Origin of the sequence: Pseudomonas sp. BF-R-30 (genome assembly GCF_019956175.1) — a bacterium.
GTDB classification, from domain to species: Bacteria; Pseudomonadota; Gammaproteobacteria; order Pseudomonadales; family Pseudomonadaceae; genus Aquipseudomonas; species Aquipseudomonas jessenii.
In genome coordinates this window covers 22976-48475 of record NZ_JAHBDE010000037.1, presented here as the reverse complement: position 1 = coordinate 48475, position 25500 = coordinate 22976, and the positions used below count along the sequence as shown (strand labels likewise).

At 59.7% G+C, this 25500-nt stretch carries 27 protein-coding genes; 23 read left to right on the top strand and 4 right to left on the bottom strand.

The features are described from left to right. Window positions 1-511: 511 nt before the first annotated feature. The 4 genes from cas7c to KGB20_RS19410 form a co-directional block, all read right to left on the bottom strand. Window positions 512-1405, bottom strand: coding sequence for a type I-C CRISPR-associated protein Cas7/Csd2 (gene cas7c / locus KGB20_RS19425; protein WP_150814317.1), 894 nt, complete (start codon window positions 1403-1405; stop codon window positions 512-514). Next, window positions 1402-3192 carry a type I-C CRISPR-associated protein Cas8c/Csd1 gene (gene cas8c / locus KGB20_RS19420; RefSeq protein WP_150814318.1) on the bottom strand — a complete coding sequence of 597 codons (1791 nt, stop codon included), beginning with the start codon at window positions 3190-3192 and terminating at the stop codon, window positions 1402-1404. The genes cas7c and cas8c overlap by 4 nt, the downstream gene beginning before the upstream one ends. Next, complete coding sequence (gene cas5c / locus KGB20_RS19415; protein WP_150814319.1) at window positions 3189-3863, bottom strand: type I-C CRISPR-associated protein Cas5c; 675 nt, start codon at window positions 3861-3863, stop codon at window positions 3189-3191. The genes cas8c and cas5c overlap by 4 nt, the downstream gene beginning before the upstream one ends. Before the next feature lie 794 nt (window positions 3864-4657). Further along, window positions 4658-5035 (bottom strand): hypothetical protein, encoded by a 378-nt coding sequence (locus tag KGB20_RS19410; protein WP_150814320.1) that lies wholly within the window; start codon window positions 5033-5035, stop codon window positions 4658-4660. Window positions 5036-5595: 560 nt separating this feature from the next. Here KGB20_RS19410 and KGB20_RS19405 point away from each other — a divergent pair. The 23 genes from KGB20_RS19405 (at window position 5596) to KGB20_RS19295 (ending at window position 25496) form a co-directional block, all read left to right on the top strand. After that, on the top strand, window positions 5596-5931 hold the full coding sequence (locus KGB20_RS19405; protein ID WP_223532911.1) for a phage holin, lambda family: 336 nt from the start codon (window positions 5596-5598) through the stop codon (window positions 5929-5931). A 128-nt stretch (window positions 5932-6059) separates the two neighbouring features. After that, complete coding sequence (locus tag KGB20_RS19400; RefSeq protein ID WP_223532909.1) at window positions 6060-6506, top strand: DUF1737 domain-containing protein; 447 nt, start codon at window positions 6060-6062, stop codon at window positions 6504-6506. Between the two features lie 467 nt (window positions 6507-6973). Beyond that, window positions 6974-7573 (top strand): terminase small subunit, encoded by a 600-nt coding sequence (locus KGB20_RS19395; protein WP_223532907.1) that lies wholly within the window; start codon window positions 6974-6976, stop codon window positions 7571-7573. Window positions 7574-7576: 3 nt separating this feature from the next. Further along, complete coding sequence (locus KGB20_RS19390) at window positions 7577-9586, top strand: phage terminase large subunit family protein (protein ID WP_223532905.1); 2010 nt, start codon at window positions 7577-7579, stop codon at window positions 9584-9586. 53 nt (window positions 9587-9639) lie between these two features. Continuing rightward, window positions 9640-9846 carry a phage head-tail joining protein gene (locus tag KGB20_RS19385; protein WP_027923826.1) on the top strand — a complete coding sequence of 69 codons (207 nt, stop codon included), beginning with the start codon at window positions 9640-9642 and terminating at the stop codon, window positions 9844-9846. After that, on the top strand, window positions 9846-11330 hold the full coding sequence (locus KGB20_RS19380) for a phage portal protein (protein ID WP_223532903.1): 1485 nt from the start codon (window positions 9846-9848) through the stop codon (window positions 11328-11330). The genes KGB20_RS19385 and KGB20_RS19380 overlap by 1 nt, the downstream gene beginning before the upstream one ends. Further along, on the top strand, window positions 11327-12481 hold the full coding sequence (locus KGB20_RS19375; RefSeq protein WP_223532901.1) for a head maturation protease, ClpP-related: 1155 nt from the start codon (window positions 11327-11329) through the stop codon (window positions 12479-12481). The genes KGB20_RS19380 and KGB20_RS19375 overlap by 4 nt, the downstream gene beginning before the upstream one ends. Then, complete coding sequence (locus KGB20_RS19370; protein WP_223532899.1) at window positions 12478-12822, top strand: head decoration protein; 345 nt, start codon at window positions 12478-12480, stop codon at window positions 12820-12822. The genes KGB20_RS19375 and KGB20_RS19370 overlap by 4 nt, the downstream gene beginning before the upstream one ends. A gap of 63 nt (window positions 12823-12885) precedes the next feature. Then, window positions 12886-13881 (top strand): major capsid protein, encoded by a 996-nt coding sequence (locus tag KGB20_RS19365; RefSeq protein WP_223532896.1) that lies wholly within the window; start codon window positions 12886-12888, stop codon window positions 13879-13881. 2 nt (window positions 13882-13883) lie between these two features. Next, window positions 13884-14198, top strand: coding sequence for a hypothetical protein (locus KGB20_RS19360; RefSeq protein ID WP_223532895.1), 315 nt, complete (start codon window positions 13884-13886; stop codon window positions 14196-14198). Next, a complete protein-coding gene (locus KGB20_RS19355) occupies window positions 14195-14830 on the top strand; it encodes a hypothetical protein (protein ID WP_223532893.1) in 636 nt (211 codons plus the stop codon). Before KGB20_RS19360 ends, KGB20_RS19355 begins: the two co-directional genes overlap by 4 nt. Further along, a complete protein-coding gene (locus tag KGB20_RS19350) occupies window positions 14823-15386 on the top strand; it encodes a hypothetical protein (RefSeq protein WP_223532891.1) in 564 nt (187 codons plus the stop codon). The genes KGB20_RS19355 and KGB20_RS19350 overlap by 8 nt, the downstream gene beginning before the upstream one ends. Continuing rightward, window positions 15353-15913 (top strand): phage baseplate assembly protein V, encoded by a 561-nt coding sequence (locus KGB20_RS19345; RefSeq protein ID WP_223532889.1) that lies wholly within the window; start codon window positions 15353-15355, stop codon window positions 15911-15913. The genes KGB20_RS19350 and KGB20_RS19345 overlap by 34 nt, the downstream gene beginning before the upstream one ends. Window positions 15914-15971: 58 nt before the next feature. After that, window positions 15972-16193 carry a hypothetical protein gene (locus KGB20_RS19340; RefSeq protein ID WP_151213738.1) on the top strand — a complete coding sequence of 74 codons (222 nt, stop codon included), beginning with the start codon at window positions 15972-15974 and terminating at the stop codon, window positions 16191-16193. 13 nt (window positions 16194-16206) lie between these two features. Beyond that, window positions 16207-16533 (top strand): GPW/gp25 family protein, encoded by a 327-nt coding sequence (locus KGB20_RS19335; protein WP_043302559.1) that lies wholly within the window; start codon window positions 16207-16209, stop codon window positions 16531-16533. Beyond that, window positions 16530-17408, top strand: a complete 879-nt coding sequence (locus tag KGB20_RS19330) for a baseplate J/gp47 family protein (RefSeq protein ID WP_223532887.1) — start codon at window positions 16530-16532, stop codon at window positions 17406-17408. The genes KGB20_RS19335 and KGB20_RS19330 overlap by 4 nt, the downstream gene beginning before the upstream one ends. Window position 17409: 1 nt before the next feature. Next, window positions 17410-18021 carry a phage tail protein I gene (locus KGB20_RS19325; RefSeq protein ID WP_223532885.1) on the top strand — a complete coding sequence of 204 codons (612 nt, stop codon included), beginning with the start codon at window positions 17410-17412 and terminating at the stop codon, window positions 18019-18021. Beyond that, window positions 18014-20323, top strand: coding sequence for a phage tail protein (locus KGB20_RS19320; protein WP_223532883.1), 2310 nt, complete (start codon window positions 18014-18016; stop codon window positions 20321-20323). Before KGB20_RS19325 ends, KGB20_RS19320 begins: the two co-directional genes overlap by 8 nt. Beyond that, window positions 20323-20910, top strand: coding sequence for a hypothetical protein (locus KGB20_RS19315; RefSeq protein ID WP_223532881.1), 588 nt, complete (start codon window positions 20323-20325; stop codon window positions 20908-20910). Before KGB20_RS19320 ends, KGB20_RS19315 begins: the two co-directional genes overlap by 1 nt. Window positions 20911-21011: 101 nt before the next feature. After that, on the top strand, window positions 21012-22175 hold the full coding sequence (locus KGB20_RS19310; protein ID WP_223532879.1) for a phage tail sheath family protein: 1164 nt from the start codon (window positions 21012-21014) through the stop codon (window positions 22173-22175). Between the two features lie 12 nt (window positions 22176-22187). Next, window positions 22188-22691 carry a phage major tail tube protein gene (locus KGB20_RS19305; protein ID WP_104449518.1) on the top strand — a complete coding sequence of 168 codons (504 nt, stop codon included), beginning with the start codon at window positions 22188-22190 and terminating at the stop codon, window positions 22689-22691. An 11-nt stretch (window positions 22692-22702) separates the two neighbouring features. Next, the gene (locus KGB20_RS19300) at window positions 22703-23011 is read left to right on the top strand and encodes a phage tail assembly protein (protein WP_223532877.1); all 309 of its coding nucleotides are present in this window, start codon (window positions 22703-22705) and stop codon (window positions 23009-23011) included. 142 nt (window positions 23012-23153) lie between these two features. Next, the gene (locus KGB20_RS19295) at window positions 23154-25496 is read left to right on the top strand and encodes a phage tail tape measure protein (protein ID WP_223532875.1); all 2343 of its coding nucleotides are present in this window, start codon (window positions 23154-23156) and stop codon (window positions 25494-25496) included. The last annotated feature ends 4 nt before the right edge of the window (window positions 25497-25500 follow it).

The following is a 25500-nucleotide window of genomic DNA, read 5'->3' as shown; positions in this document are numbered from 1 at the left end:
TGTAGAACCTTGCTGAAGGGCACCGATGCGATATTGATCAACTATGGTGCCTTAAGCGGACTCACTCAGCGAACAGCCGTCGGCTCTTCGCGCCGACAAGGCCCTAATGCGTTTTTACACACTCTGGACCCATTGCTGCCTGTCATGAAGGGCGGCTAGAGCAGTCGTAAGCGTCCGGCAAACACGCCTTCCTGAAGCCATCGCTTAGGACGATGGTGTCCACCTATTTAAGTGGACACCATTTTTAGCCCCACAAGCGGATCGCCATGCGCCAACGAACCTCTTACGTAGGCAGGGTTTATGGAGCGCTGTTGATGCATTGCGCTCTATATGCCGTTGTTCGATTGGCGGCTGGTCGGTACATTCATGCAGCAAGCGCCCTTCGGTCGTATGGCAGATTCTCTGCCTACAACTGCTCGGCATGTACTAGGGCGCACCGCCGGGAACAGTCGAGATAATGCTACTAAAGCGAACAGTGAAATCAGATCGGTATCTTCCATGACCGTCCCCTTCAGATCAGCTCACGTACGCTGACACCTTTTGGCAGGGACTCTCTGTTGATAGTTACCTGGTAGTCACCGAAGCTGCGGGCGGGTGTATCGGTCTCACCATGCACCCGAGCGACCTTCACTGTATCGAACAGCACATGGGCCGGCGCATTACCCATTGGATGTTCGTGTTTGAATACGATCAGCTTGCGTGCCGCCATTTCACCACGGGTAGAGGATCGGTCATGTTCGAACATGTTGATCAGGCTGCGCCAGAGCAGTTCGAGATCGTCTTCAGAGAAACCAGTCCGCTCAGCCAACTTGGCTGAGACAAAACCGTGGGCGCGGTACAGTCCGTAGGGAATGATGTGTTTACGGCCCATTGTACGGTTGTCGCCGCCTTGCTCCTCGGCTTCTTTCATCGTGGTCACGGCCATGCGGGTGATGGCGATTTCAATGGGCACCACCGGATCGATGGAGGTGGCAAAGGCCATTTGAATCGGGCCTCGCACCTGACCGCAGTTAACGCCTGTGCTCATCACCGCGCCAAATGTACGTACGTCGAAGAAGTTGGCGCACATCCAGTCGGTCAGCTCCTTGGCCTTCGCCAAGTCTTTGGGTAGTTTTTTGTAGCCATCCTTGACATCAGCTGCGATATCCAAGGCTTTCCATGCCAATTCGTGCTGACTATTCAGTACGGATTTCTCCTGCATATAAATGGCGTAACCCGCACCGTTCTCTTTCTCCAAACTGACGTAGTTGCGGATCTTGCGTTTGAGGCAAACATCGGAGACTAACCCCTGGCTGGTCTCAGGGTCGAGGCGCGGAAGGTTGCCAGCATCCGGATCGCCATTCGGATTGCCATTAATGACATCGAACAAGAAGACAAACTCGTAACGGTTGGCGATGATACTCATTGCTCTGTTCCTTGCACTTTGTCGGGCGACTTATTGGTGCTGGCTTCGCTGTTAGGGCTAAAGTGCGCGTGGGATTGTTGGTAGTAGCCGATGGCGAAACGCCCCTGATCCTCAAGTTTCAATCCGCGTGGGAATTGGGTACCGAAGCCATCGATGATTTCGCCTATCTCGCGCTCCAGGTGATGGGCCAATCCCGGTTTTTCTTTACGCAGCTTGGCCAGATGGTTTTGCGCATGGCGCAACAGCATCGGAAAAATCGTGGTGGGGGTTGCTGACGCCACGCCGTAATAGCGATCACGGATGCTGGTATTGATAGCGCCTAAGGCACACAGCTGGGCGCTTTCCAGTGCGGCGAACAGCCGCCCCAAGCGATAACCGGTGTTGCTGGCTTCCTTATCGAGGCTCACAGGCACTTCCTCGTTGACTCCCTTGACGCCAAGGCGCAGGTCGCGCACCAGGACTGCCTTACACAGCGCTACCCGCAAACCGGAGACATCTTTATCGGCGCGCATACGCATGATCACGTTGGTCAGCAGGCTTCGCGGGTAACGGCTGCCAGTCAAAACGGCGCGGGTCATTTCACCGGCCAGTTGTGGCGTAATGTCTTCGGCTTTAGCTTTGCCATCTCGGCTGGGGGCCGTAGCTTTGAGTAAGCGCCAGATTGCTGGCTCGTTTTTCCAAGGCGCCGGCTCAATATGCAGATCCTGGTAATGCTCGGCCAGACGTTGCGCAAAAAAAACCAAACTGCCTGTCTGCCAGAAGCGAACCGACAGGCGAGCGGCATTCGGTACCAGACCCAGCACAAACAACTGCGTGTTCTCATCCAGTTGCAACCCCAGATCACGTAAGGAGCAACCCATGGCTACAGCGTCCAGTATGCAACGTAACTTGGCGGCTTCCCGGACATCGTCGCTGGCTGGACTGAGCAGGTCAGCAAACACCAGTTCGGCATTACTAGCCTCCTCTAAGGTATCGGCTATGGCCCAGAACACGACGCTGGCATCACCAATTTGCATGCGCTGGCGGTTATGTTCATCCCGTCGCAACAGATGGTTAAGCGCCATTGTGTAGGCGAAAGCCACGGCCTCGGAGATGGGTGCGTTTGCGCCCTGGCTTTTATCGTAGGAGCAAAAGGATTCCAGGTTGAAGGAGACGATGGAAGCACCGGAACTCTGGGCACCATTGACCCCCTTTATAGCTGGGTGAAGACGCGCCAGTGGCAGCCACTGGCCAGTCACCAGGCATAAACCTTTACGACTTTTAGAGCTCGTCAGCAGCTTGGCTCTGAGAAGTTGCGCGGCAGGTTGCTCATGCAGGTAGCTTTGCTCACCTTCGAGACGGAACACAAAGTTGGCATCGAGCATTTCTTCACTGAACAACGGCGCTTGAAATCGATCAGGAGACCAGCTATCAAGAAAAGCCAAAAGTGCTTGAAGGGAGGGATCAAGTTCATCGATTAGGCATTGCTGATGTAGACTCTTGAAAGCCTGGTGTTCTTGGTTGCTGCGCCCGATTGCCTTAGCACTGACGCCCAATACATAACTGGACTTGTCCCAGAGAAAATTGGGCTTGATTCCGATTGTTCGTTTTTCTGATTGAGGAACAGTTAGGCGCTTGGGCTGCGGTTTCTTGCCGGATTTGTCGCGCACATCCAGCACATCCACCAGATCGCCCTTGGCCGACAGTACTAGCGCATAGCTGATGTTCTCCTTGCTATAACCAAACACAGGTACCTTGTCTTGCCCGGCCAAGCGCAGGTAATAGTCATTGAGCGCAGCGAGGATCATGCCTTGACCTTCGCCGCGATAAAGGGCGGCACTTCGATTAGGCCATCGAGCATCTGCGCCCGGAAAAAATGTGGGGTTATGTCATCAGCAAAATCGATGTCATGCAGCATCCAGCCTAGATCACGAGCCCCCACCAACGCAGCATCGGCAATCGGCTCGACTATGCCGGGCTCAAGCAACTGGAAATTGGCGGGAAACTCGCGTACCCCCAAACAGGGCGAATGGAAGTACTGCCCCTTGCGAGCGCGACGATTGAAAATATCCAGGTGTTTTCCAATAGAATCGCTGTCATCGGCTTTTTCGGTCAGCACGAAGTGTGCCTCGATGACATAGGCCACATCCCTCAGGACGGTGGCAGCGCGTTGCTGACGGTGTTCATTGACAAAGGTAATCAGACCGTCTGTACGGTTGGCCTTCATGGCCTTACCAACACTGTCTGAGGATAGTTTTCCGCCCACCTCGTTACGCCGTAGTGACTCGAATTGAATCGGTTTGAGAACCTTAATTCTATCCACCGACCAGCGAATTGCTGGTTTCCAATGTATGGCATCGAGAATACCGCGCGCCGCAGAGGGAGTGATAACGTCATAAGAGACGCGCTCAACCTTCATTTCTGGCCGGGTAAAACAAGCGCGTTCGCCCCAGATCAGCAATCGAACTCCGTAGGCCATCTGGCCCTCCTTCTCAGTTTGCATTCCGCGCCAGCGAGCGCGCGACTTCTGCTTACCAAAACAACCGTTCGCTACTGATTAAGCCTGGATTAGGCGTCTCTCTCCAGAAGGTATAGTCGCCGATAGGCAATCGCAGGTTGCCCTGGCGGAATTCAACGCTGTTTCAGCGAGGAATAGATTTTGATCGCGTGATTGATGATTTTGGTTGAAGGCGAGCTTAAGCGTCACCTAGATACGCAGCTCGGCCGCACTACGATGATCAAACGCAGCCGAAACTGCTTCAAGCGAGGTTTGGTAGCTGTTCAATCCGCACAAACATGTCGGGTGCGACATCCATCGGATAGTCGTCTTCCTGATGCCACGGGAAGCGTCACTCCCCACCCGCGTGAGGAGCGACATAACAATCTGGGCTACAGTAGTGCCCTGGGAAGTTTCAATCCGCACGCCCGCGCAGGGCGCGACACCACCTTTATCTTATAGTCCAATTATGGATATAAAGAAAACTCTCCAGTTTTCGCGCACCGCAACGTATTACCACGGTATGCGTCGTGGGGTTTGCGATTTTTTTCGAAATCTGTCCACCGACCGCTTTTGGCCGTTTTCAGCCTGCCGCGACCGACTGAAAACGACCCTTCTCGGACGTTTATGTACGTCGCGACATATGATTTCTTTGCGCCTCAAGTCGGTCGTTATGCAGTCGCTTGCCCTGTTCCGATTGGGTGAGCAGAAGCTGATCGACGTGATGCTGTCGAGTGAAGAGTAGGTGTGCCGCAGGTGAGTGCAGCACGGAAGCGTTACTTGGCGACTCTCCAATAAACGACAGGGTCTGAATAGCCTGCTTCTCTGAGTGCCTGAGCTTTGTGCAAGTCACTATCGAGCGACATAGAGGCGGTGCCGCTTAGCTTGTCCTGGACATGGTAGTAAAGGACATCCTGAGCTGGCGCTAGCGCCGTTAAGATTGTGACCGTCTGGGGCAAGTTGTCATGCTTGAATTTCAACTCGGCAGAAAGCTGCTCGCCACGATTGAGCGCGTCGCAAACTGAATATGCGTCGCTCTCAACTTCATAAGTCAGGCCGCGTAAAGGCCATGATTCGTTGTGGATCGTGAAGATCGTTCCTTTGCCGCCCTTGTACCACTCAGGGTTTGACGTCACGACGCGAAATTTATTCAAAATCAGCTCTCCATGCGATCTATCGAAATTTAGTGATACAGGCAACCTGCCACTACTTCAAGTCCTACTTTAGTCCTGATCGAGACAATTTATAACAACCAAGCAACCCGACTGGGAGGCAATCGAACGGCCCTGACAGTCGGGGCATCATACTGAGACTTTTATTGGCTAACCTGCTGAATCAAGCATGCCCCAAGGCTTCTGCCACATTTCGGACGTTTGACCTCTCACGTGCCAACGTCTGCACTTGGCCGATTGCCGCCTGTCGCGCGAGCAATTTGCCAAGTTCATGCGACAACTGGCTAGGGGCAATTTCGCATTGACTGCGAAAAAGCCTTTTCCGCGCGGAATAGACCTGCTTTTATAGCAGCGTGTGTTGCTGTGAACGCAGCGAGACGCCTTTCAAGAACCCGACCATTGAGTCGGTTTTTTTGTGCCCGTTTATGAGCCCTGCCATCGAGCAGGGCTCTATTGTTTTTGGCTCCGCCACGCCCATCGCTTCGAGCTGGGAAGTGATGCTGGAGCCGATCTATTGCGCTTCCCGAAAGGGAGAAAACCGGATGACCAACATGCCTGACAAACCAGACACTTGGCTGCTCGTTATCGCGTGGCTGGGGCAGCATTTGCCGACGATTTACGCCGGAGCATTGTCATTCGTGGTCGGTGCCTTGCGGATCATTTACGGCGGTGGCACGCGGCGACAGGCGTTGCTTGAAGCTTCGCTGTGCACGCTGATCACCATTGGCTTGATTCCGTTGCTCGAGTACTTCGGCTTACCGCAGAACTTCGCCACGGCTGCAGGTGTGTTCATCGGATTTCTTGGCGTGAAGAAGATCGCCGATCTGGCTGATCGGTTCGCGGACTTCAAGTTTCCCAAATCGGATTCGGTGCCATGAAGCGCTGCCCTTGGGTGCTGCCTCTTGTGCTCCTGCTGGCATACGCAGTGACGGGCTACATCCGTTGTGGTGAATCGCGTGCCTGCCAGCCGCTCGCCGCTCAATCATTCAATCGTGAGATTTAGAGAATGGCCTACACCCAATACGAAACCGTCGTCGCCAACACTCCTGAGGAGTTGACGGCCAAGCTGGCACAGGCCATTGCCGAAGGCTGGCAGCCATACGGTAGCCCTGTCTCCATCACTGAAGGCTTTCAAGTGCTTCAGGCTGTGGTGAAGGGAACGAACAATGCAGCCGGCACGCCAGGCGACATCACCTCTGAAAGCATCTCGGACGCCTCAGATGTGGGCAAGGCTGTGCTGGTGAGCGTCGACGCCGCCGCTGCTCGTATTGCTATCGGCAGTGGGACTTCCGACTTCTCGGGCAGCTACAACGACCTGACCGACCAGCCAGTCATACCCGCTGAGGGTGATGCCGCACTGCTGGAAGCCGGTACCGACCTCGTCGCGCATACCTGGTCAGCCAAACTGATTCATGACGAAGTTGCCCGTCAGATTGCAGCGCTACCGGTATAAGCATCACATCCACAATTTCGACTGCCTCCGTTTTAAACGCGATCTCCAATCAGGGCAGGACCAGGGTTTCCAAACCCGCCGGGGACCCTGGCAACTTCCAAAGAACACGGGGCATAAGACTCGCGCAAACGCGTTAGCGGCACCCGGCCAAAGTTAGTTAACTGGTTAACTCGCCGGGTGAACCGGGTTGAAAGCCTTATGGGCTGCGGCTTACAGGTCGGTTAACTAAGGAGTTAACCTGGTTAACTCAGCCAACTGTCGAGTCGGCTGAAAGTCAGGCGGGCCGCGGCTTTCAGCCCGGTTAACTAAGGCAGTTAACCAAGAGTTAACTAAGCAAATGACTGAAAGGCTATGAAATTGGCTGAAAGCCAGGCGGGCCGTGGTCTTGAGGTGGTTAACCTAGGAGTTAACCGACTATTTTACTCGGTTAACTCTTGGCCCCGCCGGGTTAACCGTAAGGCATGGACATGACAGCACTCACCAAAGCGGAGTTCGCCACGCGCCAAGGCTGGTCGAAACCCTATGTGTCGAAGTTGGCCAAGAGCGGTCGTCTGGTTCTGATGGTGGACGGCATGGTGGATGTCGAGGCCACGGACCGATTGCTGTTCAGCACCGCGGATCCGAGCAAAGCCAATGTGGCGGCGCGGCACGAGCGCGAACGGATACAGCGTAGGCCGGAAGGCAATACCCCGGGCCCCCAGATCGAATGCGAGCCTTCAGCCGTTCTTTCGCACCAGGCGCCATTGTCTGTCGAGGGCATCCCGGACTTTCAGGAGTCGCGCGCCTATCGCGAGTTTTATGAATCACGCCTGACCGAGAGCGAATTTCACAAAAATCGCGGCGCCCACGTCGAGCTGGAGGCCGTTAAAACGGCGGCGTACACGACCGGGCGGATGTTGCGGGATCTGTTGCTGGGTATGCCGCCCCAGTTGGCCCCCGAATTGGCCGCCATGAGTGATCACTGGCAAATCGAGAAGCACCTCACTGCCGCCTTGCGCCGGGTGTTGGACGATGCCGAACGGATGTCCTCGACGGACCTCATCCATTCTTTGACTGCAGCGAGCTAATCCATGTCAGCGGAAATGCCCGACGGTGCAGCGGTGTACCGGGAGGCGTATTTCCGCGGGTTGCGGCCAGAGCCGGATGTCTGGATTGATCAGTGGGCTGACGAGTTCATGCGCATCCCGCGGGATGCAGGGGCCGCCGAACCCGGGCAGTACCGCACGGCACGTACGCCGTATGCCCGCGAGCCCATGCGTTGTCTGTCGCCGGCACATCCATGCAAGCGTGTGGTCACCATGGTGGCCTCGCAGTTGATGAAAACCCAGATTGCCTTGAACTGGATTGGCGGCCTGATCCACATGGCGCCGTCCAACATTCTCACGCTGTTGCCCAGCCTGGGGTTGGCCAAGCGAGTCTCGTCGCGCATCGGCAAGACCATCAAGGCCACCCCGGTGCTGCGCGAACGAGTCGCCGCGAACCGTTCGCGGGATGCGCGCAACACCATGGACACCAAAGAGTTCGAAGGTGGTTCGTTGTATGTCACCACCGCCGGTTCGGCAGCGAACCTGTCGGAGTTGTCGGCCCGGTACATCTATGGTGATGAAGTGGATCGCTGGGTGGTGGACGTGGGCGAGGAGGGTGACCCGATTGAGCTGGCTGAAACCCGGGGCAGTACGTTTGGCCGCAACGCCAAGTTTTACTTTTCCAGCTCGCCGACGATCCGGGGCGCCTCGCGCATTGCCGATCTGTTCGAGACCAGCGACCAGCGTTTTTACTACGTGCCGTGTCCGACTTGCGGACACATGCAAGTTCTGGAATGGGAACGCCTGCATTACTCGACGGACTGCCAACGGGCGCACTATGAGTGCGCCGGGCCTGACTGTGACGTGCTGATCGAGGAACATCACAAGGGTGAGATGTTGGCCAAGGGCGAGTGGCGCGCCCATGCCCAGGGCGATGGTGAAACCGTCGGTTTCAACCTCAATGCGTTGTACTCGCCGCCTGGCTGGACTGGTTGGGCCGCGCTGGCCAAACAGTTCGAGAAGGCCAAGACCGCCATGTCCCGTGGTGATCTTGAGCCGATGCAGGTGTTCTATAACACCCGTCTGGCCAAGGTTTGGGACAGCGCCCAAGAGCAGACCAAAGCCGATGTGCTGATGGCTCGGGCTCGGCTGGAAACGTATGGTTTGGGTTCGATGCCGTGCGCCGTGCTGATGCTAACGGCCGCGGTCGATGTCCAGGCCAACCGACTGGAGTTCATGGTGGTGGGCTGGGGCGCCGGCATGGAGCGCTGGATCATCGACTATCAGGTGATCTGGGGCGATCCCTCCGACGAACGCACCTGGTCGGTGCTCGATGACAAACTCAAGGCGCGTTATCCGCATCCGTGTGGCGCGGACCTGACAATCCGGGCAGCCGGCATCGACTCCGGCGGCAACCACACCGACGAGGTGTACCAGTTCTGCCGGCTGCGGCGCTGGCGCAACATCTTCGCGGTCAAGGGCGCGAGCAAGCCGGGTCGGCCGGTGATTGCGCAGCGGCCATCGATGATGGATGTCACCTGGAAAGGCCTGACCGAGCGCAAAGGTGTCGAGTTATGGTTCATCGGTACCGACACGGCCAAGGACTGGATTTACAACCGCTATCCGGTGGAGGACGGTCCCGGCGCGCTGCACTTTGCCAACGACCTGCCGGATGATTTCTTCGCCCAGTGTGTCGCCGAGCGCAAGGTGACTCGGTACATCAAAGGCTACAAAAAAATCGAATGGGTCAAGGGCAAGGCGGAGCGCAACGAAGCCCTCGACTTGATGGTGTACAGCCTGGCGATGGCGCATTACCTGGGACTGAACCGTTACAAGGAGCACGACTGGGAGCGGGTAAGAGTCGCTTTGTTGCAGGCGGTGCCGCCGGGTGAGAAGCCCGTTGCGGCTGAACGTGTCCGCGTTGCGGCGACATCACCGCAGCAACGGGCTGATCCCGTGCCGCCACCAGCGAAGCAGCCAGCAGCAGCGCTGCCGATTGCACGGCCTCCGCAGCGTCGAACCTCCAGCAGCGGCTACCTCAAAAAGCGGCGTTGAGTGAAAACGTGCAGTTGCACACCACGTTGTCTTTCTATTTTAGAGCGATCCCCATGGCCTTTACCCAACAGCAACTCGATGCGGTCGAGAAGGCAATTGCGCGTGGCGAAAAAATCGTGCGTTACGCCGATCGCAACGTCGAGTACCGCGACATCGACGAATTGCTCAGGGCACGCGACGAAATTCGTAGCTCGTTGATCGCGGCGGCCGGACCTCGTTCGCGCATCGTGCGGCTTTACCATGGAGGCAAGGGACTGTAATGGCTCGTCACTTTCCCACCTTGGGCCGCAGCGGATTCTTGATTCCCTCGAACATCAAGGCCAGCTATGAAGGCGCGGCCGAAGGGCGTCGTTCCGCCAGCTGGGATGCGCCCGACGTCGGCTTCAACAGCATTGCCATTCCGGCGTTACGCAACCTGCGCTCGCGTTCCCGCGCGGCGGTGCGTAATGATCCGTACGCCTTCAACATCATCGACAAACGGGTCAGCAACCTGATCGGCACCGGCATCACGCCGCGGCCGAAAACCCAGGATGACGAGCTTCGGCATTTGCTGCAGGAGCTTTGGGCCGACTGGACCGAAGAATCCGACGCCGATGGTCTCACCGACTTTTACGGACAGCAGGCGTTGATCGCCCGGACGGTGGAAACAGCCGGCGAATGTTTTGTCCGCCTGCGCCCGCGCAGCCTCGATGAGGGGCTGGTGGTGCCGCTGCAACTCCAGGTGCTGGCACCGGAGTTTGTGCCACACGACAAATCCGAAATGGCCCGTAACGGCAACGTCATTCGCGCCGGCATTGAGTTCAGTCCGGATAGTCGCCGGGTGGCGTACTGGATGTATCGCTCGCATCCCGGCGATGCCGCGTCGTTGAACAATGGCTACAACCAGCTGGTGCGCGTACCGGCGAGCCAGGTGCTGCACATTTTTGAGCCGGTCGAACCGGGTCAGCTGCGTGGTCTGCCGCGTTTATCGCCGGTGCTCAAGCGCCTGCGCAGCCTGGACAACTACGACGATGCGGTGTTGTTCCGCCAAGAGGTGGCCAACCTGTTCGCCGGCTTCATCAAGAAGCCATCACCGGATGACATCCAGACGCCGGTCGACCCAGTGACCGGAGCGCCACTGAACCTCGCTTCGGATGGCTTCACGCCGATGGTGGCATTGGAGCCCGGGACCATGCAGGAGTTGTTGCCGGGCGAGGAGGTCGAGTTTTCCTCGCCGCCAGATGCCGGCAACAACTACCCGGATTTCATGCGTCAGCAATTGATGGCGGCGGCGGCCGGCGCCGGAATGCCGTACGAGATCCTCACTGGCGACATGCGCGAAGTGAATGACCGCGCGCTACGGGTGGTGCTCACCGAGTTCCGGCGTCGACTTGAGCAGCTGCAATTCGGTGTGTATGTGCACCAGTTATGTCGACCGGTGCGGGCCGCGTGGATGGACATGGCCGTGCTCAGTGGCGCCGTGCTGTTGCCGGACTATGCCCAACGACGCCGTGAGTACCTGCGTACACGCTGGGTGCCACAAGGCTGGGCCTACATCCATCCGGTTCAGGATGTTCAGTCACGCACGATGGAAGTGAACGCCGGCTTTGCTTCGCGCAGCGAGATGGTCCTGCGCACCGGCTATGACGCCGAAACGGTGGACGAAGAAAACGCCGCCGATGCCGAGCGGGCTCGGGGCAAAGGTCTTAATTACAGCACGCTCGTCGAACTGCTCCAGGCGCTCGACGACAAGGAGCAGACATGAGCAAGAAAACGCCGCCGCGCATTTACAACAAGGCCGGCCAGCGGGTGCCGGTGCAGGACAAAAGCTGGTACGCCGTGCATGCCAGCGGTGAAGCCACCGAGCGGCTGATTGAAGTCTTTGTGTATGGCGAAATCGGCACCTGGGGCATTACGGCCAGTCAGTTCATGCAGGATCTGCGCGCGGTCGACGACGGCGTGTCGCCGGTGATCGCGGCGTTCAACAGCATCGGCGGCGATCTGTTCGACGGGTTGGCCATGCACAACACCTTGTCGCGGCTGGGCGAACGTTGCACGGCGCGTGTCGATGCATTGGCTGCAAGTGCGGCCAGTGTCGCGGTGTGCGGTGCCCACAAGGTGGTGATTGCGTCCAATGCGATGTTGATGATCCACAACCCGTGGACCTATGCGGCTGGCGACGCCGAGAGCTTTCGCAAGGTTGCGGATGTCCTCGACCAAACCATGGAGGCGATCATCGCGGCCTACAAGGCCAAGGCACCGGACATCGATGAGGTGGAATTACGGGGTTTGGTGGCCGCCGAAACCTGGCTGACAGCCAGTGAGGCAGTGGCACTGGGGCTGGCTGATGAAGTGGGTGACGGCGTCCAGGTCAAAGCGTGTCTGGGTCAGGGCGGGGTGATGCAGCGTTATCAGCACACCCCAGCTGAATTGCTGGCCCAGCTCGATGAGTTGCCTGAGCCAGATCTGGAGTCGGAGCCTGCGCCAAACGATCCACCCAAGCCCCTGATGGATTCGGCCAAGTTGGCGTTGTTGATCACTCAACGTTGTGCCGAGTCGGGGATCAGCAACCTGGTCGCGCCATTGCTCAGCTCGACCCAGCTTGAAAGCGAAGAGATCGTCCTGGCGGGGCTGACCCGGGCCAAGGCGGTGCATGACCTGTGTGTCGCGGCACGACTGCCAGAGCTCAGCCTCGAGTACGTGGCCGCGGGGCTGGATGAGCCCGCGGTACGCGCGCGGCTGTTCGACAAGATCGTCAGCAGCGGCAACGGTTTCGAAATCGACAATAGCGTGCCCCTCGACGATGACCCTGCACCGAAGGTGCTGGCGAAACAACCGAATCCGTCTTCGATCTGGGCAGCCCGTCAGGCCGTCCATGCGGGGCAATCCAACAGTGCAAAAGGAGCACGAGCATGACCGTAAAGTACGAAACGCTACACGCTGGCGAGTTTCTGCTCTCCGAAGGGGCCGGGAAGATCTCTCGTGAATCCATTCTGGTGGCTGCAGGTGCTGCTTTGAATGCTGGCCAGGTGCTGGGGCTGGTCACGGCGACCAATGAGTTTGCCCCCTACGATCCCGCCGCCACCGACGGCACCGAAGTGGCAGCCTGCGTCCTCTACGGGCCACTGGGCGAATCGACCGAAGAGCGTCGCGCCAGTGCAGTGGTGCGGCTGGCCGAGGTCAGCGAGGTGCATTTAACCGGCTTCGATGCTGAGGCCGAGGGTGCCTTGGCGGCTCAGTTTGTGATTGCCCGCTAAGGCATTTACCTTTCATCCAAACCCCGCCTTGAGCGGGGTTTTGCTTTTCTGGAGAGCTCCTTCATGGCCGATATTGGCATTTTTACCGACGATGTTTTTTCCGTATCTTCGCTGACCGCGGCGATCAATGAGCAGGAATACCTACCGGGACGCATCAGCAGCCTGGGCCTGTTTCGCGAGGAAGGGATCAGCACCCTGACCGTGCAGATCGAAAAGGACGGCAACACCCTGGCCCTGGTGCCGGCGGGTGAGCGCGGCACCTCGGGTCTGGTCGTGGGTGCAAGCAAACGTCAGATGATTCCGTTCAACACCGTGCACCTGCCGCAGCGTTTCACCATCAAGGCCGACGAGATCCAGGGCATTCGCGCCTTTGGTTCGACCACCGAGTTGCAGGCCGTGCAGGGCGTAGTCAACACGCGCCTGAGCAAGGCCAAACGTCAGCTCGATGCCACCCATGAATTTCAACGCATGGGCGCGCTGAACGGCCTGGTGCTGGACGCGGATGGCTCGACGGTCCTGCTGAACATTTATCAGGCGTTTGGTGTGGAGCAACAAAGCTTGTCCATGGGCCTGAATGACTCGGCCACCAAGATTCGGGTCAAGTGCGCCGAAGCGCTGGACATGCAGGACGATGAACTGGGCAGCGTCACCAGCTCGGGCGCGCGGGCCTTCTGTGGCAAGAATTTCTGGAACAAGCTGATCACACACAAATCGGTTGAGGAAACCTACCTTAATACGATCCAGGCAGCCGAGTTGCGTGGTGATGCGCGGGACAGCTTCGAGCTGGGCGGCATCGTCTGGGAGCGCTACCGCGGGCGAATCGCTGGCGTGTCGTTTATTCATGACGATACAGCCCTGTTGATTCCCGAAGGCGTGCCGGAGCTGTACATCTCCTGCTTTGCTCCGGCGGATTACATGGAAACGGCCAACACCCAAGGCCTTCCGTATTACAGCAAGCTGGAACCACTGCCGTTCAACAAGGGCATGGCCGGTGAAGCCCAATCCAATCCCTTGCACCTGTGCACGCGGCCACGGGCTCAGATCCTGCTGACACTCTGACCATGGCCTTTCGAGACCTGGTCGCGGAGATCGACAGCGTGGTGTTCGACACCCTGGCAGATGTTGCCTTCATTGAAGGTCGGCGCGTGCTGGGCATGTTCTCGGCGCCTTGGTTGCAGCCCAAAATCGGACGCTTGAACACCGGTCTGCGCGAGCCGTGCTTTCACATTCGGGTCGCCGATGCTCAGGGCGTTGAAAAAACGCAGACGGTGCACATCGATTTACCAGTCCTGGACGGTGGTGGCGAGTACACCCTGATTCACCTGGAGCCGGCGGGTGATGGTCTGGTGGCCTTGTCGTTGAGGTTAAAAGCATGAGTACCGTGCCGGTTTCGCTGCAGTTTTCCGCAGACGATATGCAGGCTTTTAAACAGTTGGCCAAGGTGATGCCCAAGGCGGCCGCCGCGGCGCAACGGCGGGCAATCAACAAGACCTTGGGCTGGCTTGCCACGCACATGGCGCGGGATGTCAGCAAGCAGGAACGAATCGCCGTTCGGGCGGTGCGTCAGCGTCTGCGCAGCTATCCCATCAAAGGCCAGGGCCAGTTGGGCAAACTCTGGTTTGGCACCAACCCGATGGAGGCCAGCCGGGTAGGCAATCCCCGGCAGGGCAAGGCTGGTGTCTCGGTGGCGGGGCGGCGCTACCAGGGCGCCTTTTACAAGCGTGTGTATGGCAACAAGGCGGATATCTGGATCCGCACCTCCAGCAAACATTTCAACCCGGATGACTATCCCGGCAGCAGCGCGTCCGCGGGTGGAGGCACAAGTTCGGGCTGGATCGCGGAAAACGACAATCGCTTTCCACTGGCCAAGGCCAAGGTCTCGCTCGAAGACGTTGAAGGTCCGTTTTACACCTGGGCCAACAAGGCCGACGAGCGTCTACTGGTCGTGTTCAGACAAGAGATGAACTTTGAACTGCATAAATACCTGAAGGGGAGCGCTCGTGTCTGATCCTGCCTTTTCGCTGGATGCGTTGTACGCCGCCATCGAGGACCACATCCGCCAGGCACTGCCCTCGGTGCGGTTTGTGGCGACCTGTCCGGACATTCAGGACCGGATAGCGTTGCCGGCGGTATTTCTCGAACCGGTTGAGTTTGAGCCCGGGCCCGACATCGGCACCGGTGAAACCGTGCTGATCCAGCGCTTTGAAGCGCGGGTCATTGTCGCGCCGGAGTTGGCCCGTCATCAGCAACTCGGAGCGCAGTTGGCCGCACAACTTGCCATTGTGTTGCGGGCACAAACCTGGGGGCTGGACAACGTCGAACAGGCGCAGTTTGTGGCGTCGCGTCAGGATTGGACCAAGCCCGAACTGGATGGCTACACCGTGTGGACGGTGGAGTGGACCCAGCAGATTTACCTCGGTGAGGTTGAGTGGCTGTGGCCTTTCGAGCCCCCGGGCACCCTTTACTTGAATGTCGATGGCTGCACCGGTACCGGCAATGAAGATCACTACTTTCAGCCGGAGGATCTGGCATGGGATACGCAAGCGCCGAACACGACCGGATGATCGCGGCGATGCTAATGCCCTGCGTGGTGGTCGGCGTCGATCTAAGTGCCGGCCGGGTGCGGGTCAAGGCCGGTACCTGGGTCAGTGCCTGGGTGCGTTGGCACAGCCTGGCCGCGGGCAAAGCTCGCCATTGGCGGGCGCCGAGCCTGAATGAGCAGGGCGCGCTGTTCAGTCCCAGCGGTGATCCGGCCATGGGCACGTTTATCCCGGGGCTGTATGGCAACGCCGGGGCCCCGCCGGACAACCGCGATCACGTCGAGGCCTGGTACTTCGACGATGGCGGCTCACTGGTCTACGACTGGCAAGCCGGCAGCTACAGCATCGCGTTACCCGACGGCAGCCGCGCGACGATCACGGTCGGTGGCTCGCAGTTTGAAGTGACGCCGGAGCAAATCCGGGTGACGGCCAGCCAGATCACGCTGTCGGGTGAGGTGAGCATCGACGGTGCGCTGAGTGTATCCGGCGACATCACCGGCGCCGGCACGATCATGGACGCCGGGGGCAACAGCAGCAACCACTCGCATTGAGTGAAACATTCACCTTCAGCCCGCCGCGTGCGGGTTTTTTTATACCTGGAGTAAATCCATGACAAGCAAAACCAAGGAAGTATCAGCCGCCAGTGAGGCGCCCGCGCCGGCCACGCTGAGCCTCTTTCGCGACACGCTGTATACCTCGCGGGTGCTGATTCTGCTGGAGGCCGAGCGCACCTTGAAAGTGGAAAAAGGCCAGGTCGCGGTGGCCTCGGATGACACGGTCGCGCTCGAGTATTTGCATGGCCGCAAGGATTTTGTCGCGGTCGAGGGCTGATCCCATGATCGGGATGATCGGACTGGACCGCCGCACCGGCCAACTCATTTCCGGCCTCGATCACCTGCGTCAGTCCATCGAGGACATCTTGTCTACGCCCTTGGGCAGCCGACGCATGCGTCCGGAGTACGGCAGCAAGCTGCGGCGCTTTGTCGACCTGCCGGTCAATGACGGCTGGAAGAGTGCCGTGCAGGCCGAGGTGGCCAGCACGTTGGGCCGTTGGGAGCCACGTCTGAAGCTCGGGCGGGTGCGTGCCGTGGCCATCCTCGACGGGCGTATCACGTTCGAGCTGACCGGGCAGTACCTGGGCAGTGACGTGACTTTGGAGGTGTCCGCATGACTATGGAACTGGCGGCCCTACCGCCGCCGCAAGTGCTGGAGGACCTCGACTTTGAAGAGGTCTACCAGGAGAAACTCGAAGCCTTCCGCCTGAGCATGGGCGACAACTGGAGCGCGGAGCTGGAAAGCGACCCGGTACTCAAGTTGATCGAGCAGGCCGCGTATGGCGCCTTGCAGAACCGGGCGCGGGTTAACGATGCGGGCAAGGCCTTGCTGTTGGCCCATGCCGAACGGGCCGACCTCGATCATCTGGCCGCCAACGTCAACCTGCAACGCCTGGTGATTCAGGCGGGAGATCCGAGCACGGTGCCGCCGACGCCCCAGGTGCTCGAGGAGGACGATGCCCTGCGCGAGCGGGTGCAGCTGTCGTATGAGGGCCTGACCACGGCGGGGCCGCGTAACAGCTACATCTTGCATGCGCGCAATGCCTCGGGCCTGGTGGCCGATGCCACGGCGGAAAGCCCGTCACCCGCCGTGGTGGTGGTCACCGTGCTCAGCCTGGAAGGCAGTGGCGCGGCCTCGTCGGAACTGCTGGAAGAGGTCCGGCTGCACCTCAATGATGAGGACGTGCGGCCGGTGGCCGATCGGCTCACGGTACAAAGTGCCGTGGTCATCGATTACCACATTGAAGCGGTGCTGTACCCGCAGGCACCGGGGCCGGAAAACGAAGCTTACCTGGCCGAAAGCCAGAAACGCCTGAGCGAGTGGATCAACCCGCGCCGTCGCTTGGGACTGGAAGTGGCGCGCTCGGGGATCGATGCGCAATTGCACGTTCCCGGCATCGCCCGGGTTGAGCTGCTGGGCTGGACCGATCTCAAGCCGAGCAAGGCCGAAGCGGCGTATTGCACGGGCTACAGCGTGATCCTGGGGGCCTGACATGAGTACTCAGCTGCCGCTCAACAGCACGCCGCTGGAGCTGGCCGTGGAAGCGGCCAATTACGAAAACACGCTGGTCCCGCTGCGCAGTTTGTACAACGCCGATACCTGCCCTGAACACCTGTTGCCGTATCTAGCGTCGGCCTGGTCGGTGGACCGCTGGAACAACAACTGGACGCAGGAGGCCAAGCGCACGGCAATCCGTTCGGCGTACGACGTGCATGCACGCAAAGGCACCATCGGTGCATTGCGTCGGGTGGTCGAGCCCTTGGGCTACCTGATCGACGTTGTGGAATGGTTCGACACCGTGCCGGAAGGCGTGCCCGGTACGTTCGCCCTGGAGGTGGGGCTGAATGACGCCGGCATCACCGAGGAACTGTACGAGGAACTGGCGTGGTTGATCGACGACGCCCGTCCGGTCAGCCGGCACATGACCAATCTGGCGCTCAGCCTGCAGACCGAGGGGGTGTTGGGCATTGCCGTGTGCGTGCAAGAAGGTGAAGAGATCGACGTGTACCCGCCGGCCCCGAAAGACATCGACGTGACCGGCACTTTTGGCCCGGCGCTCTGCGTCGATGAAACCGATACTTTGGACGTTTATCCCTATGATTGATAAAACCAGTCAGTTTTTTGCCATTCTCACGGCGGTCGGTGAAGCCAAGCACGCCAATGCTATCGCCATGGGCCTGGACTGGATGTTTACCGAGATGGGCCTGGGGGATGCCAACGGCACCGACCCGATTCCCGACCGCCTGCAAACCCAGTTGATCAACGAATGGCGCCGGGCGCCGATCAACCAGATCCGCGTCGATGCGGCTAACCCCAACACCGTGATCACCGAACAGATCATTCCGCCCGCGGTGGGCGGTGAATGGATTCGCGAGATCGGCCTGTACGATGTCGACGGCGACCTGGTGGCGGTGGCCAACTGCGCGCCGAGCTACAAACCGTTGCTGGACCAGGGCAGTGGCAAGACCCAGGTCGTGCGCATGAACTTCATCGTCAGCAGCTCGGCGAACATCGTGCTGAAGATCGACCCGGCCGTGGTGCTGGCCACGCGTGAATACGTAGACCTCAAGATTCAGGAAGAACTGGCCAAACTGGATCACAAACAGTCAGCACGGGTGGCGGCCACGGTCGCCATCACCCTGAACAACGTGCAGACCATCGATGACGTGGCCGTGGTCGTCGGTGACCGGGTGCTGGTGACCGCCCAGACCCAGGCCCAGGACAACGGTGTTTATGTCGTCAGCGCCGAAGGCTGGACGCGGGCCGCCGATGCTGACAACAGCCAGGAAGTGACACCGGGGTTGTTTATCCACGTCGAGCAGGGCACGACCAACGGCGACAGCCTCTGGCAGTTGGTTACCGACGCGCCGATCACCCTCGGCACCACCGGTTTGCAATTTGAAATGATCGCCGGCGGCAGCGGGGGCGGTGTGGGCACGTTTCGCAGTGTCACCGTCGATGCCCTGGGGCGTGTAATCGCTGGTACCAACCCGAGCACCCTGGACGGCTACGGCATCACCGATGCCCTGGCCGTCAGCGAAAACCTGGGCGATGTCGCGGATGTGGTCGAGGCTCGGAATAACCTCGGGCTGGGCACCGCCGCGACCGCTGCTGTGCAGGTCCATCTGCACGATGAAATGCCTGATGCGCTGATGAAGGTTGGAGCGTTCGGCTGGGGCGGGGCTGCCTATGCGGTCAGTGATGTTGACATCGGTAGCCTGAATGCGGTGACGGCCCTCTATTTCGTCAGCAATGGCGCGGGAGGGCCAGGCGGCGTGCCCTTTGAGGGGTGGGTTCGCGTCTCGGCGATTACACCAGGTCAATACGCCTTTCAGGAGATCTATGGGAATGCCGACCACACCCTCAACCGCCGGGCCTTGACTGCCGGTGTTTGGGGCGAATGGGAAAGCACCTGGGACTCAACCGATCTGGTTAAACAAACCTCTCCCCAAGATGACACACCAGGCCGTGTATTGCTCACGGGTGCTTATGGCTGGGGGCACGGGGGGATTGTCCTTCCCGAAGGCACCGATTTAGACACAGTCACCACCGCAGGCATTTACCGGGTGAACCCCGGCCCGAACGTTCCAGAGGGCGGTCAATTCTCGCCCATGCTGGTTGCGGTCAGTCAAGACACCCTCTGGCAACAAATCATCGGCTATAACACCGGTACAACGCTTACGCGTGGCGGTGTTCGGAGCCCAGAGGGATTCGAATTCAGTGAGTGGGTAACGGGTTGGAACACGAGTAACTTTGACCCTGCTGCGTACCAGGCGGCACTGGGTTTCACTCCCGTGCAGCAAGGCGGTGGTGCGGGTCAGGCGTCGAACAAGGTCTACATTGGTTATCGACCCGCCTCGAACGACGTGGGTTTACAGGTTGATGCATCCGACTTCGGGAAGATCTGGACCGAAAGCAATTTTGATCCTGCTTCCATATTTGCCGTCCCTGTCGGCGTGCCGTTTCCATGGCCAACCGCTACGCCGCCAGAAAATTGCGTCGTGATGACGGGGCAGCCGTTCAATGTCGAGTGGTACCCAGCATTGCTGGCCGTGTATCCCAGCGGCATCCTGCCAGATCTGCGCGGTGAGTCGATTCGTGGTCTGGATGGCGGGCGCGGTGTTGACCCCGATTCGGGACGCCCCGTGTTGAGCGCTCAGCTCGACACGCTGCAAAACATGACGGGCGAGCTCGTCCTGCAAGACGACGACTCGGCGTTACTGGTGAACACCGCGACTGGCGTATTTACGGGTGGCAACCACAGCACGGCCATTACGCCGGCTGCACCGCAAGTCACTACAACGGGTTACCGCTCAGTCGTTTTCAATCCTTCAGCCGTCGTCCGTGTGAGTACGGAAACCCGTATGCGCAACGTGGCGTACAACTACATTTGCAGGATGTACTGATGCCGACTTTAGTGAATGGTTTTTTTGAAGAGAGCGGCTGGATCGAGGTTTACACGTTCAGTGAAACCACCACCGAATACCTCGGCCCACACGAAACCTATGTCAGCTGTGGCTGCGGTCTGCCAGCGGGCGCCACGTTGGAAGTACCGCCCGAAGCCGGGGACGGGGAGGTGGTGGTCTGGAGGGATGGCACGTGGTTGGTGGTGCCCGACTACCGAGGCGTGGCTTACCGCACCACCGATGGTGCCGAGGTGACACATTCGATGCCTGGCGAACTGCCGGCCGAGCTGACGAATTTGCCGCGACCAAGTGCGGCCTATCTCTGGGATGGTTTCGTTTGGGTGCTCGATGCCGCGCGCGATCTGGCGATTCAAAGCCAGCAAGAACGGTCATGGATCGACAATGAACTGCATTGGGCGGGCAGAGAGATCGACAAGCATCTGGATGCTGACCCAGCCGCGCTCAACACGGAGCTGGCTTGGCGCACCTATCGCAACGAGCTGCGGGCCTGGCCTGGATCGTCGGACTTTCCGGCCAGTGATAAACGGCCGCTAAAGCCGGACGGATCGACCAACACCGCGTCCTGACGCCCCGCATTGCCGGGGCGTTTTCTTTTCCGTGTTGCACGTCATCGCACATCCCACTGCTTCGCTTATGCGGGGCTTTTTCGTTTCTGGAGCATCACTCTATGAGTTTCTTTCACGGCGTCACCGTGACCTTGGTGGACACCGGCGCCCGGCATATCGCCACCCCGTCCGCGTCGATCATCGGTCTGTGCAACACCTTTACCGTGGCGCCGCCGGCGACCGCGGCGGCCAACGAATTGCTGCTGATCACCCGCGAAAGCGAAGCGGTGGCGGCTTGGGGGCCGGACGCCGCGATCACCCAGGACTGCAAAGCCATTTTCAAACGGTCCAAGGCGGTGATTGTCGCCGTCGGCGTGCCGCTGCTGGAAGACCCGGCCGAGCAGCTGTCCGCGATCATCGGTGGGGTCTGGGCCGACGGCAGCCGGACCGGCATGCAGGCGTTGCTCAATGGCAAAAGCAAGTTCAACGCCCAGCCGCGCCTGTTGGTGACGCCGCAGTACTCGGCGACGCTGGCGGTGGCCACCGAGCTGGTGGCGCTGGGCGACAAGATGCGGGCCATGGCCATCCTCGACGGGCCGAACACCACCGACGAAGCCGCGATCACCTATGCCGAAAATTTCGGCAGCAAACACGCCTACATGGTCGACCCTGGCGTGCAATTCTGGGACACCGGGACCAGTGCCACGGTCAATGCACCGGCTTCGGCCTGGACCGCCGGCCTGTTTGCGTGGACCGATGCCACCTACGGTTTCTGGGCGTCGCCGTCGAACAAGGAGTTTGTCGGCATCACCGGCACCACGCGGCCGATCGAGTTTCTCGACGGCGATGCCTCCTGCCGGGCCAACCTGCTGAACAACGCCAATATCACCACCATTATTCGTGACGATGGCTATCGCTTGTGGGGCAACCGCACGCTGTCCAGCGACCCGAAATGGAAGTTCGTCACCCGCGTGCGCACGCTGGACATCGTTATGGACGCGATCCTCTACGCGCACAAATGGGCGGTCGACCGCTCGATTACCGCGACCTACGTCAAGGACGTGACCGAAGGCCTGCAGGCGTTCATGCGCGACCTGAAGAACCAGGGCGCGATTATCAACTTCGAGGTCTATGCCGACGAAGAGCTGAACACCTCCAGCGAACTCAGCGACGGCAAGGTGTACTGGAACATTCGTTTCACCGATGTGCCGCCGGCCGAAAACCCGAACTTTCGCGTGGAGGTGACCGATCAGTGGATCACTGAAGTGCTCGATACCGCCGCCTAAGGAGGCCGCTTAATGATTCCGGAAGTGCTCTACAACACCAACCTGTTTGTCGACGGTATCAGCCTGCAGGGCGACGTGCCGAGCCTGACCCTGCCCAAGTTGACCCTCAAGACCGACGAGTACCGCGCCGGCGGCATGGACGCGCCGGTCGAGATCGACATGGGCACCGAAAAGCTCGAAGCCAGCTTCATTACCAATGGCGTGCGCCGCGAGGTGCTGAAGTTTTTTGGTCAGGCTGATCTGACCGCGTTCAACGCCTCGTTCCGCGGAGCCTTCAAGGGCCAGAAAGGGTCGGTCAAGGCGGTGGTCGCCACCCTGCGTGGCAGCCTCAAGGAAGTCGATCCGGGGGACTGGAAACCGGGTGAAAAAGGCGAGTTCAAGTACGCCGTCGCGGTGACTTATTACAAGCTGGAAATCGACGGCAGTGTGATGTTTGAAATCGATCCCCTCAACTCGATCCGTGTCATTGACGGCGTCGACCAATTGGCCGCTGTGCGGTCTGCCCTGGGCATGTAAGGAGCCACACCATGAGCAACGCAAAAGACAATGTTCTGCCCAAGTGGCTGCAACTGGGTGATGGTATTGCCACCGTGGCCTTGTCCCGGGCGAGCCAGGCTAACGGCATTCAGGTCGACAAACTGACCCTGCGCGAACCGACGGTGCGTGAGATGCGCTCCGCCACTTTGCAGGGAGGTAGCAACGAAGAAGAGCAGGAGATGGTCTTGTTCTGCAGTCTGGCAAGCATCGGTCGCGGCGATCTGGAGGGGCTGCTGATGCGCGATTACCGTCGTTTGCAGACCGCCTATTTTCGTCTGGGAGCAGACGACGGGGTTTAACCCCCGGCTGCAAAAGGCTTTGGCCAAACGCTTGGCCGTCGAGCTGAATTTTTCGGCGGCCGAGATTCAGGGCCTGTCGTTTTCCGAGATGGTCTGGTGGCTCACGGACTGAGCCCATCCCCGTTGCATACAGGTACTCCGCATGGCGAATAAACTCTCGCTCGGGCTGGTGATTGGCGGCGCCGTCGATTCCTCCCTGGGCGCCGCCTTCAAGAATGTCAGCGGCGAAATGAAAAAGCTTGAGGCGCAAACCACCCGCGCCAAGGGCTTGCAGAAAGTCATCGGCGAGACCATACGTCTGCGCGATGAATGGAAAAAAGCCCATGACAGCGGGGCGGCCAATGCCGACTCATTGCTGCGCAAACTGGAAACCAACACCAATAGCCTGCGCAAGCAGGGTGTCGAAGTCGGGCGCCTGCGTCAGGAGTACCTGGCGCTGGGCAAGGTGGTGCGCGGTGCCGAGTTCAAAGCCAAAGGCATGGGGCAGGTCGAAGAGGGGCGGGAGAGCCTGCGCAGCGGATTTGGTACGGCGGTGGCCGGTACCACGCTGGCCGCGGTACCGACCAAGGTCAGCGCGGATTTTCAGGCGATCATTCGCGACATCGCAATCAAGTCCGGCACCGCCAACACCCAGCAGGAAATGGACACCGCCCGCGACATCGTGCAGACCTCAAAAGATACTGGCATGGCCAACACCCAGGTGGCCGACCTGGTGAATCAATTGGTCGGTGGCGGCATGGTGTTGACCGAAGCGCTGAAGTACGCCCCGGTGGCCGCCAAGTTTGCGGTCGGGCAGGGCGCGTCGGGCACCGACACGGCGAAAATGATTCTGGCGATGCAGAACAACGCCAAGATCACCGACCCCCAAAAAATGGAACAGGCCCTGGCGTCAGTTGCCCTGCTGGGCCAGCAAGGCAGCTTCGAGGCGGCCGACATGGCCAAGTGGTTTCCGGAGTTGTTGGCGCAGATGGCCAGCAGCGGCATCACCGGTCAGGAGGCGGTGACCCAGCTGGGCGCCATGCTGCAGGTGCAGATCAAGAGCGCCGGCAGCGCCGATGAGGCGGCGAATAACCTGAAAAACTGGGTTGCGAAAATCGGTTCAGGGGAGACGGTCAAAGGTTATGCCGATGCCGGGATTGACTATCAGGGCTCGATGAACGCCGCCATTGGCAAGGGCTTGTCGACCTTCGAGGCCAGCTTCGAACTGGCGCGCCGGTATGTGGAAAAGACCGATCCGAAAAAGGCCAAACAGCTGGATCAGGGCCTGACCCAGATCAGCCAGGAGACGGACCCGGCCAAGGCGCAAGCGATGGCCGATGCCTTGGCTGCTACTTTGCGTACCGGCGATCTGTTTGCCGACATGCAGGTCAAGACCGCCCTGATGGCGTACACCCAGAACAAAAAATTCTACGCGGAGCTGAAAAAAGGCGCCTCGGACCCCAATGGCCCGCGCAAGGACATTCTCGACAAAAACCTGAGCGAGCGGCGCGAAGCCTCGTCACAACGCTGGGTCGAAACCGGTCAGGCGTTCAACGATTCGCTGCGGGCGATCGGGGATGCCCTGCGTCCCGCGACGGATGCGCTGGCCACCGGTATCGGTGCGGCAGCGCGTGGTTTGACCGCCTTGTCCGAGGAGACGCCCAAGGTGGTGCTGGGTCTGGCGGCGCTGAGTGCCGGAGCCTTGCTGGCGGGCAAGGCCTGGGCCGCGCTGAAGATCGGTCGGGGGCTGGTGAACATCGCGCGCGGTTCGGCCGGCGACCGGTCCAACATCGTCCAGCGGGTGTTCGTGACCAACGCGAATGACGGCGATGATGACGGGCTGGATCACGATTCAGGTCGAAAGAGAAAAGGCCCTGCAAGTCGGCCGTCCCGTGGCATGAAAGTGGGCGGGGCGCTGGCGGTGGTCGGTGCCGGCGTTCAGATGCTGGACACTTACCAGAACGCCATCACCCGTGATGAAAAGGCCGAAGGCTACGGCGAGGCGGCGGGTGGACTGGCAGGTGGTTTGGCCGGTGCGGCAGCGGGTGCAGCCATCGGCTCGGTCATCCCGCTGCTCGGTACCGCGGTGGGAGGGATGATCGGTGCCTGGCTCGGGGCGATGGGCGGCGGTGACGTGGGCGCGACCATGGGCAAGGCGTTGTTTGGCGGGCCGGACACCCCGGTCGTACCCAAAGCACCGCTCGGCCTCTTTCCCATGGCCGTCGGCCAGAGGGTGGGCGCGGTCGTGCGCTCGATGGACGGCGCCCCCGCCGCGCCGGTCACGGCGGCGGCATTGATGTCGAACACTGCGGTTAAGGCACCCGAATGGCCGAAGGTCGATCAGCAATTCACCTTCGCCCCGGCCCCGGTGTTTCAGGTGCACGGCGATGTGAAAGACCCGGCGCAGTTGGTCCAGGAATTGATGCCGTACCTGCGCCGTCAGTTTGACGACTTCGCTCGGGAAGCGCGCGATCGCCAGTTGTTTGATGCACCCCACGTGGGTTGAGGAA

Coding starts and splice junctions, on each gene's coding strand:
- KGB20_RS19295 (WP_223532875.1), top strand. CDS start 23,154: ATGGCGAATAAACTCTCGCTCGGGCTGGTGATTGGCGGCGCCGTCGAT.
- KGB20_RS19400 (WP_223532909.1), top strand. CDS start 6,060: ATGGCCTACACCCAATACGAAACCGTCGTCGCCAACACTCCTGAGGAG.
- cas7c (WP_150814317.1), bottom strand. CDS start 1,405: ATGAGTATCATCGCCAACCGTTACGAGTTTGTCTTCTTGTTCGATGTC.
- KGB20_RS19335 (WP_043302559.1), top strand. CDS start 16,207: ATGATCGGACTGGACCGCCGCACCGGCCAACTCATTTCCGGCCTCGAT.
- KGB20_RS19370 (WP_223532899.1), top strand. CDS start 12,478: ATGACCGTAAAGTACGAAACGCTACACGCTGGCGAGTTTCTGCTCTCC.
- KGB20_RS19405 (WP_223532911.1), top strand. CDS start 5,596: ATGACCAACATGCCTGACAAACCAGACACTTGGCTGCTCGTTATCGCG.
- KGB20_RS19365 (WP_223532896.1), top strand. CDS start 12,886: ATGGCCGATATTGGCATTTTTACCGACGATGTTTTTTCCGTATCTTCG.
- KGB20_RS19380 (WP_223532903.1), top strand. CDS start 9,846: ATGGCTCGTCACTTTCCCACCTTGGGCCGCAGCGGATTCTTGATTCCC.
- KGB20_RS19310 (WP_223532879.1), top strand. CDS start 21,012: ATGAGTTTCTTTCACGGCGTCACCGTGACCTTGGTGGACACCGGCGCC.
- KGB20_RS19385 (WP_027923826.1), top strand. CDS start 9,640: ATGGCCTTTACCCAACAGCAACTCGATGCGGTCGAGAAGGCAATTGCG.
- KGB20_RS19315 (WP_223532881.1), top strand. CDS start 20,323: ATGCCGACTTTAGTGAATGGTTTTTTTGAAGAGAGCGGCTGGATCGAG.
- KGB20_RS19355 (WP_223532893.1), top strand. CDS start 14,195: ATGAGTACCGTGCCGGTTTCGCTGCAGTTTTCCGCAGACGATATGCAG.
- KGB20_RS19330 (WP_223532887.1), top strand. CDS start 16,530: ATGACTATGGAACTGGCGGCCCTACCGCCGCCGCAAGTGCTGGAGGAC.
- KGB20_RS19345 (WP_223532889.1), top strand. CDS start 15,353: ATGGGATACGCAAGCGCCGAACACGACCGGATGATCGCGGCGATGCTA.
- KGB20_RS19300 (WP_223532877.1), top strand. CDS start 22,703: ATGAGCAACGCAAAAGACAATGTTCTGCCCAAGTGGCTGCAACTGGGT.
- KGB20_RS19320 (WP_223532883.1), top strand. CDS start 18,014: ATGATTGATAAAACCAGTCAGTTTTTTGCCATTCTCACGGCGGTCGGT.
- KGB20_RS19360 (WP_223532895.1), top strand. CDS start 13,884: ATGGCCTTTCGAGACCTGGTCGCGGAGATCGACAGCGTGGTGTTCGAC.
- KGB20_RS19375 (WP_223532901.1), top strand. CDS start 11,327: ATGAGCAAGAAAACGCCGCCGCGCATTTACAACAAGGCCGGCCAGCGG.
- KGB20_RS19390 (WP_223532905.1), top strand. CDS start 7,577: ATGTCAGCGGAAATGCCCGACGGTGCAGCGGTGTACCGGGAGGCGTAT.
- cas5c (WP_150814319.1), bottom strand. CDS start 3,863: ATGGCCTACGGAGTTCGATTGCTGATCTGGGGCGAACGCGCTTGTTTT.
- KGB20_RS19395 (WP_223532907.1), top strand. CDS start 6,974: ATGACAGCACTCACCAAAGCGGAGTTCGCCACGCGCCAAGGCTGGTCG.
- KGB20_RS19340 (WP_151213738.1), top strand. CDS start 15,972: ATGACAAGCAAAACCAAGGAAGTATCAGCCGCCAGTGAGGCGCCCGCG.
- KGB20_RS19325 (WP_223532885.1), top strand. CDS start 17,410: ATGAGTACTCAGCTGCCGCTCAACAGCACGCCGCTGGAGCTGGCCGTG.
- KGB20_RS19305 (WP_104449518.1), top strand. CDS start 22,188: ATGATTCCGGAAGTGCTCTACAACACCAACCTGTTTGTCGACGGTATC.
- cas8c (WP_150814318.1), bottom strand. CDS start 3,192: ATGATCCTCGCTGCGCTCAATGACTATTACCTGCGCTTGGCCGGGCAA.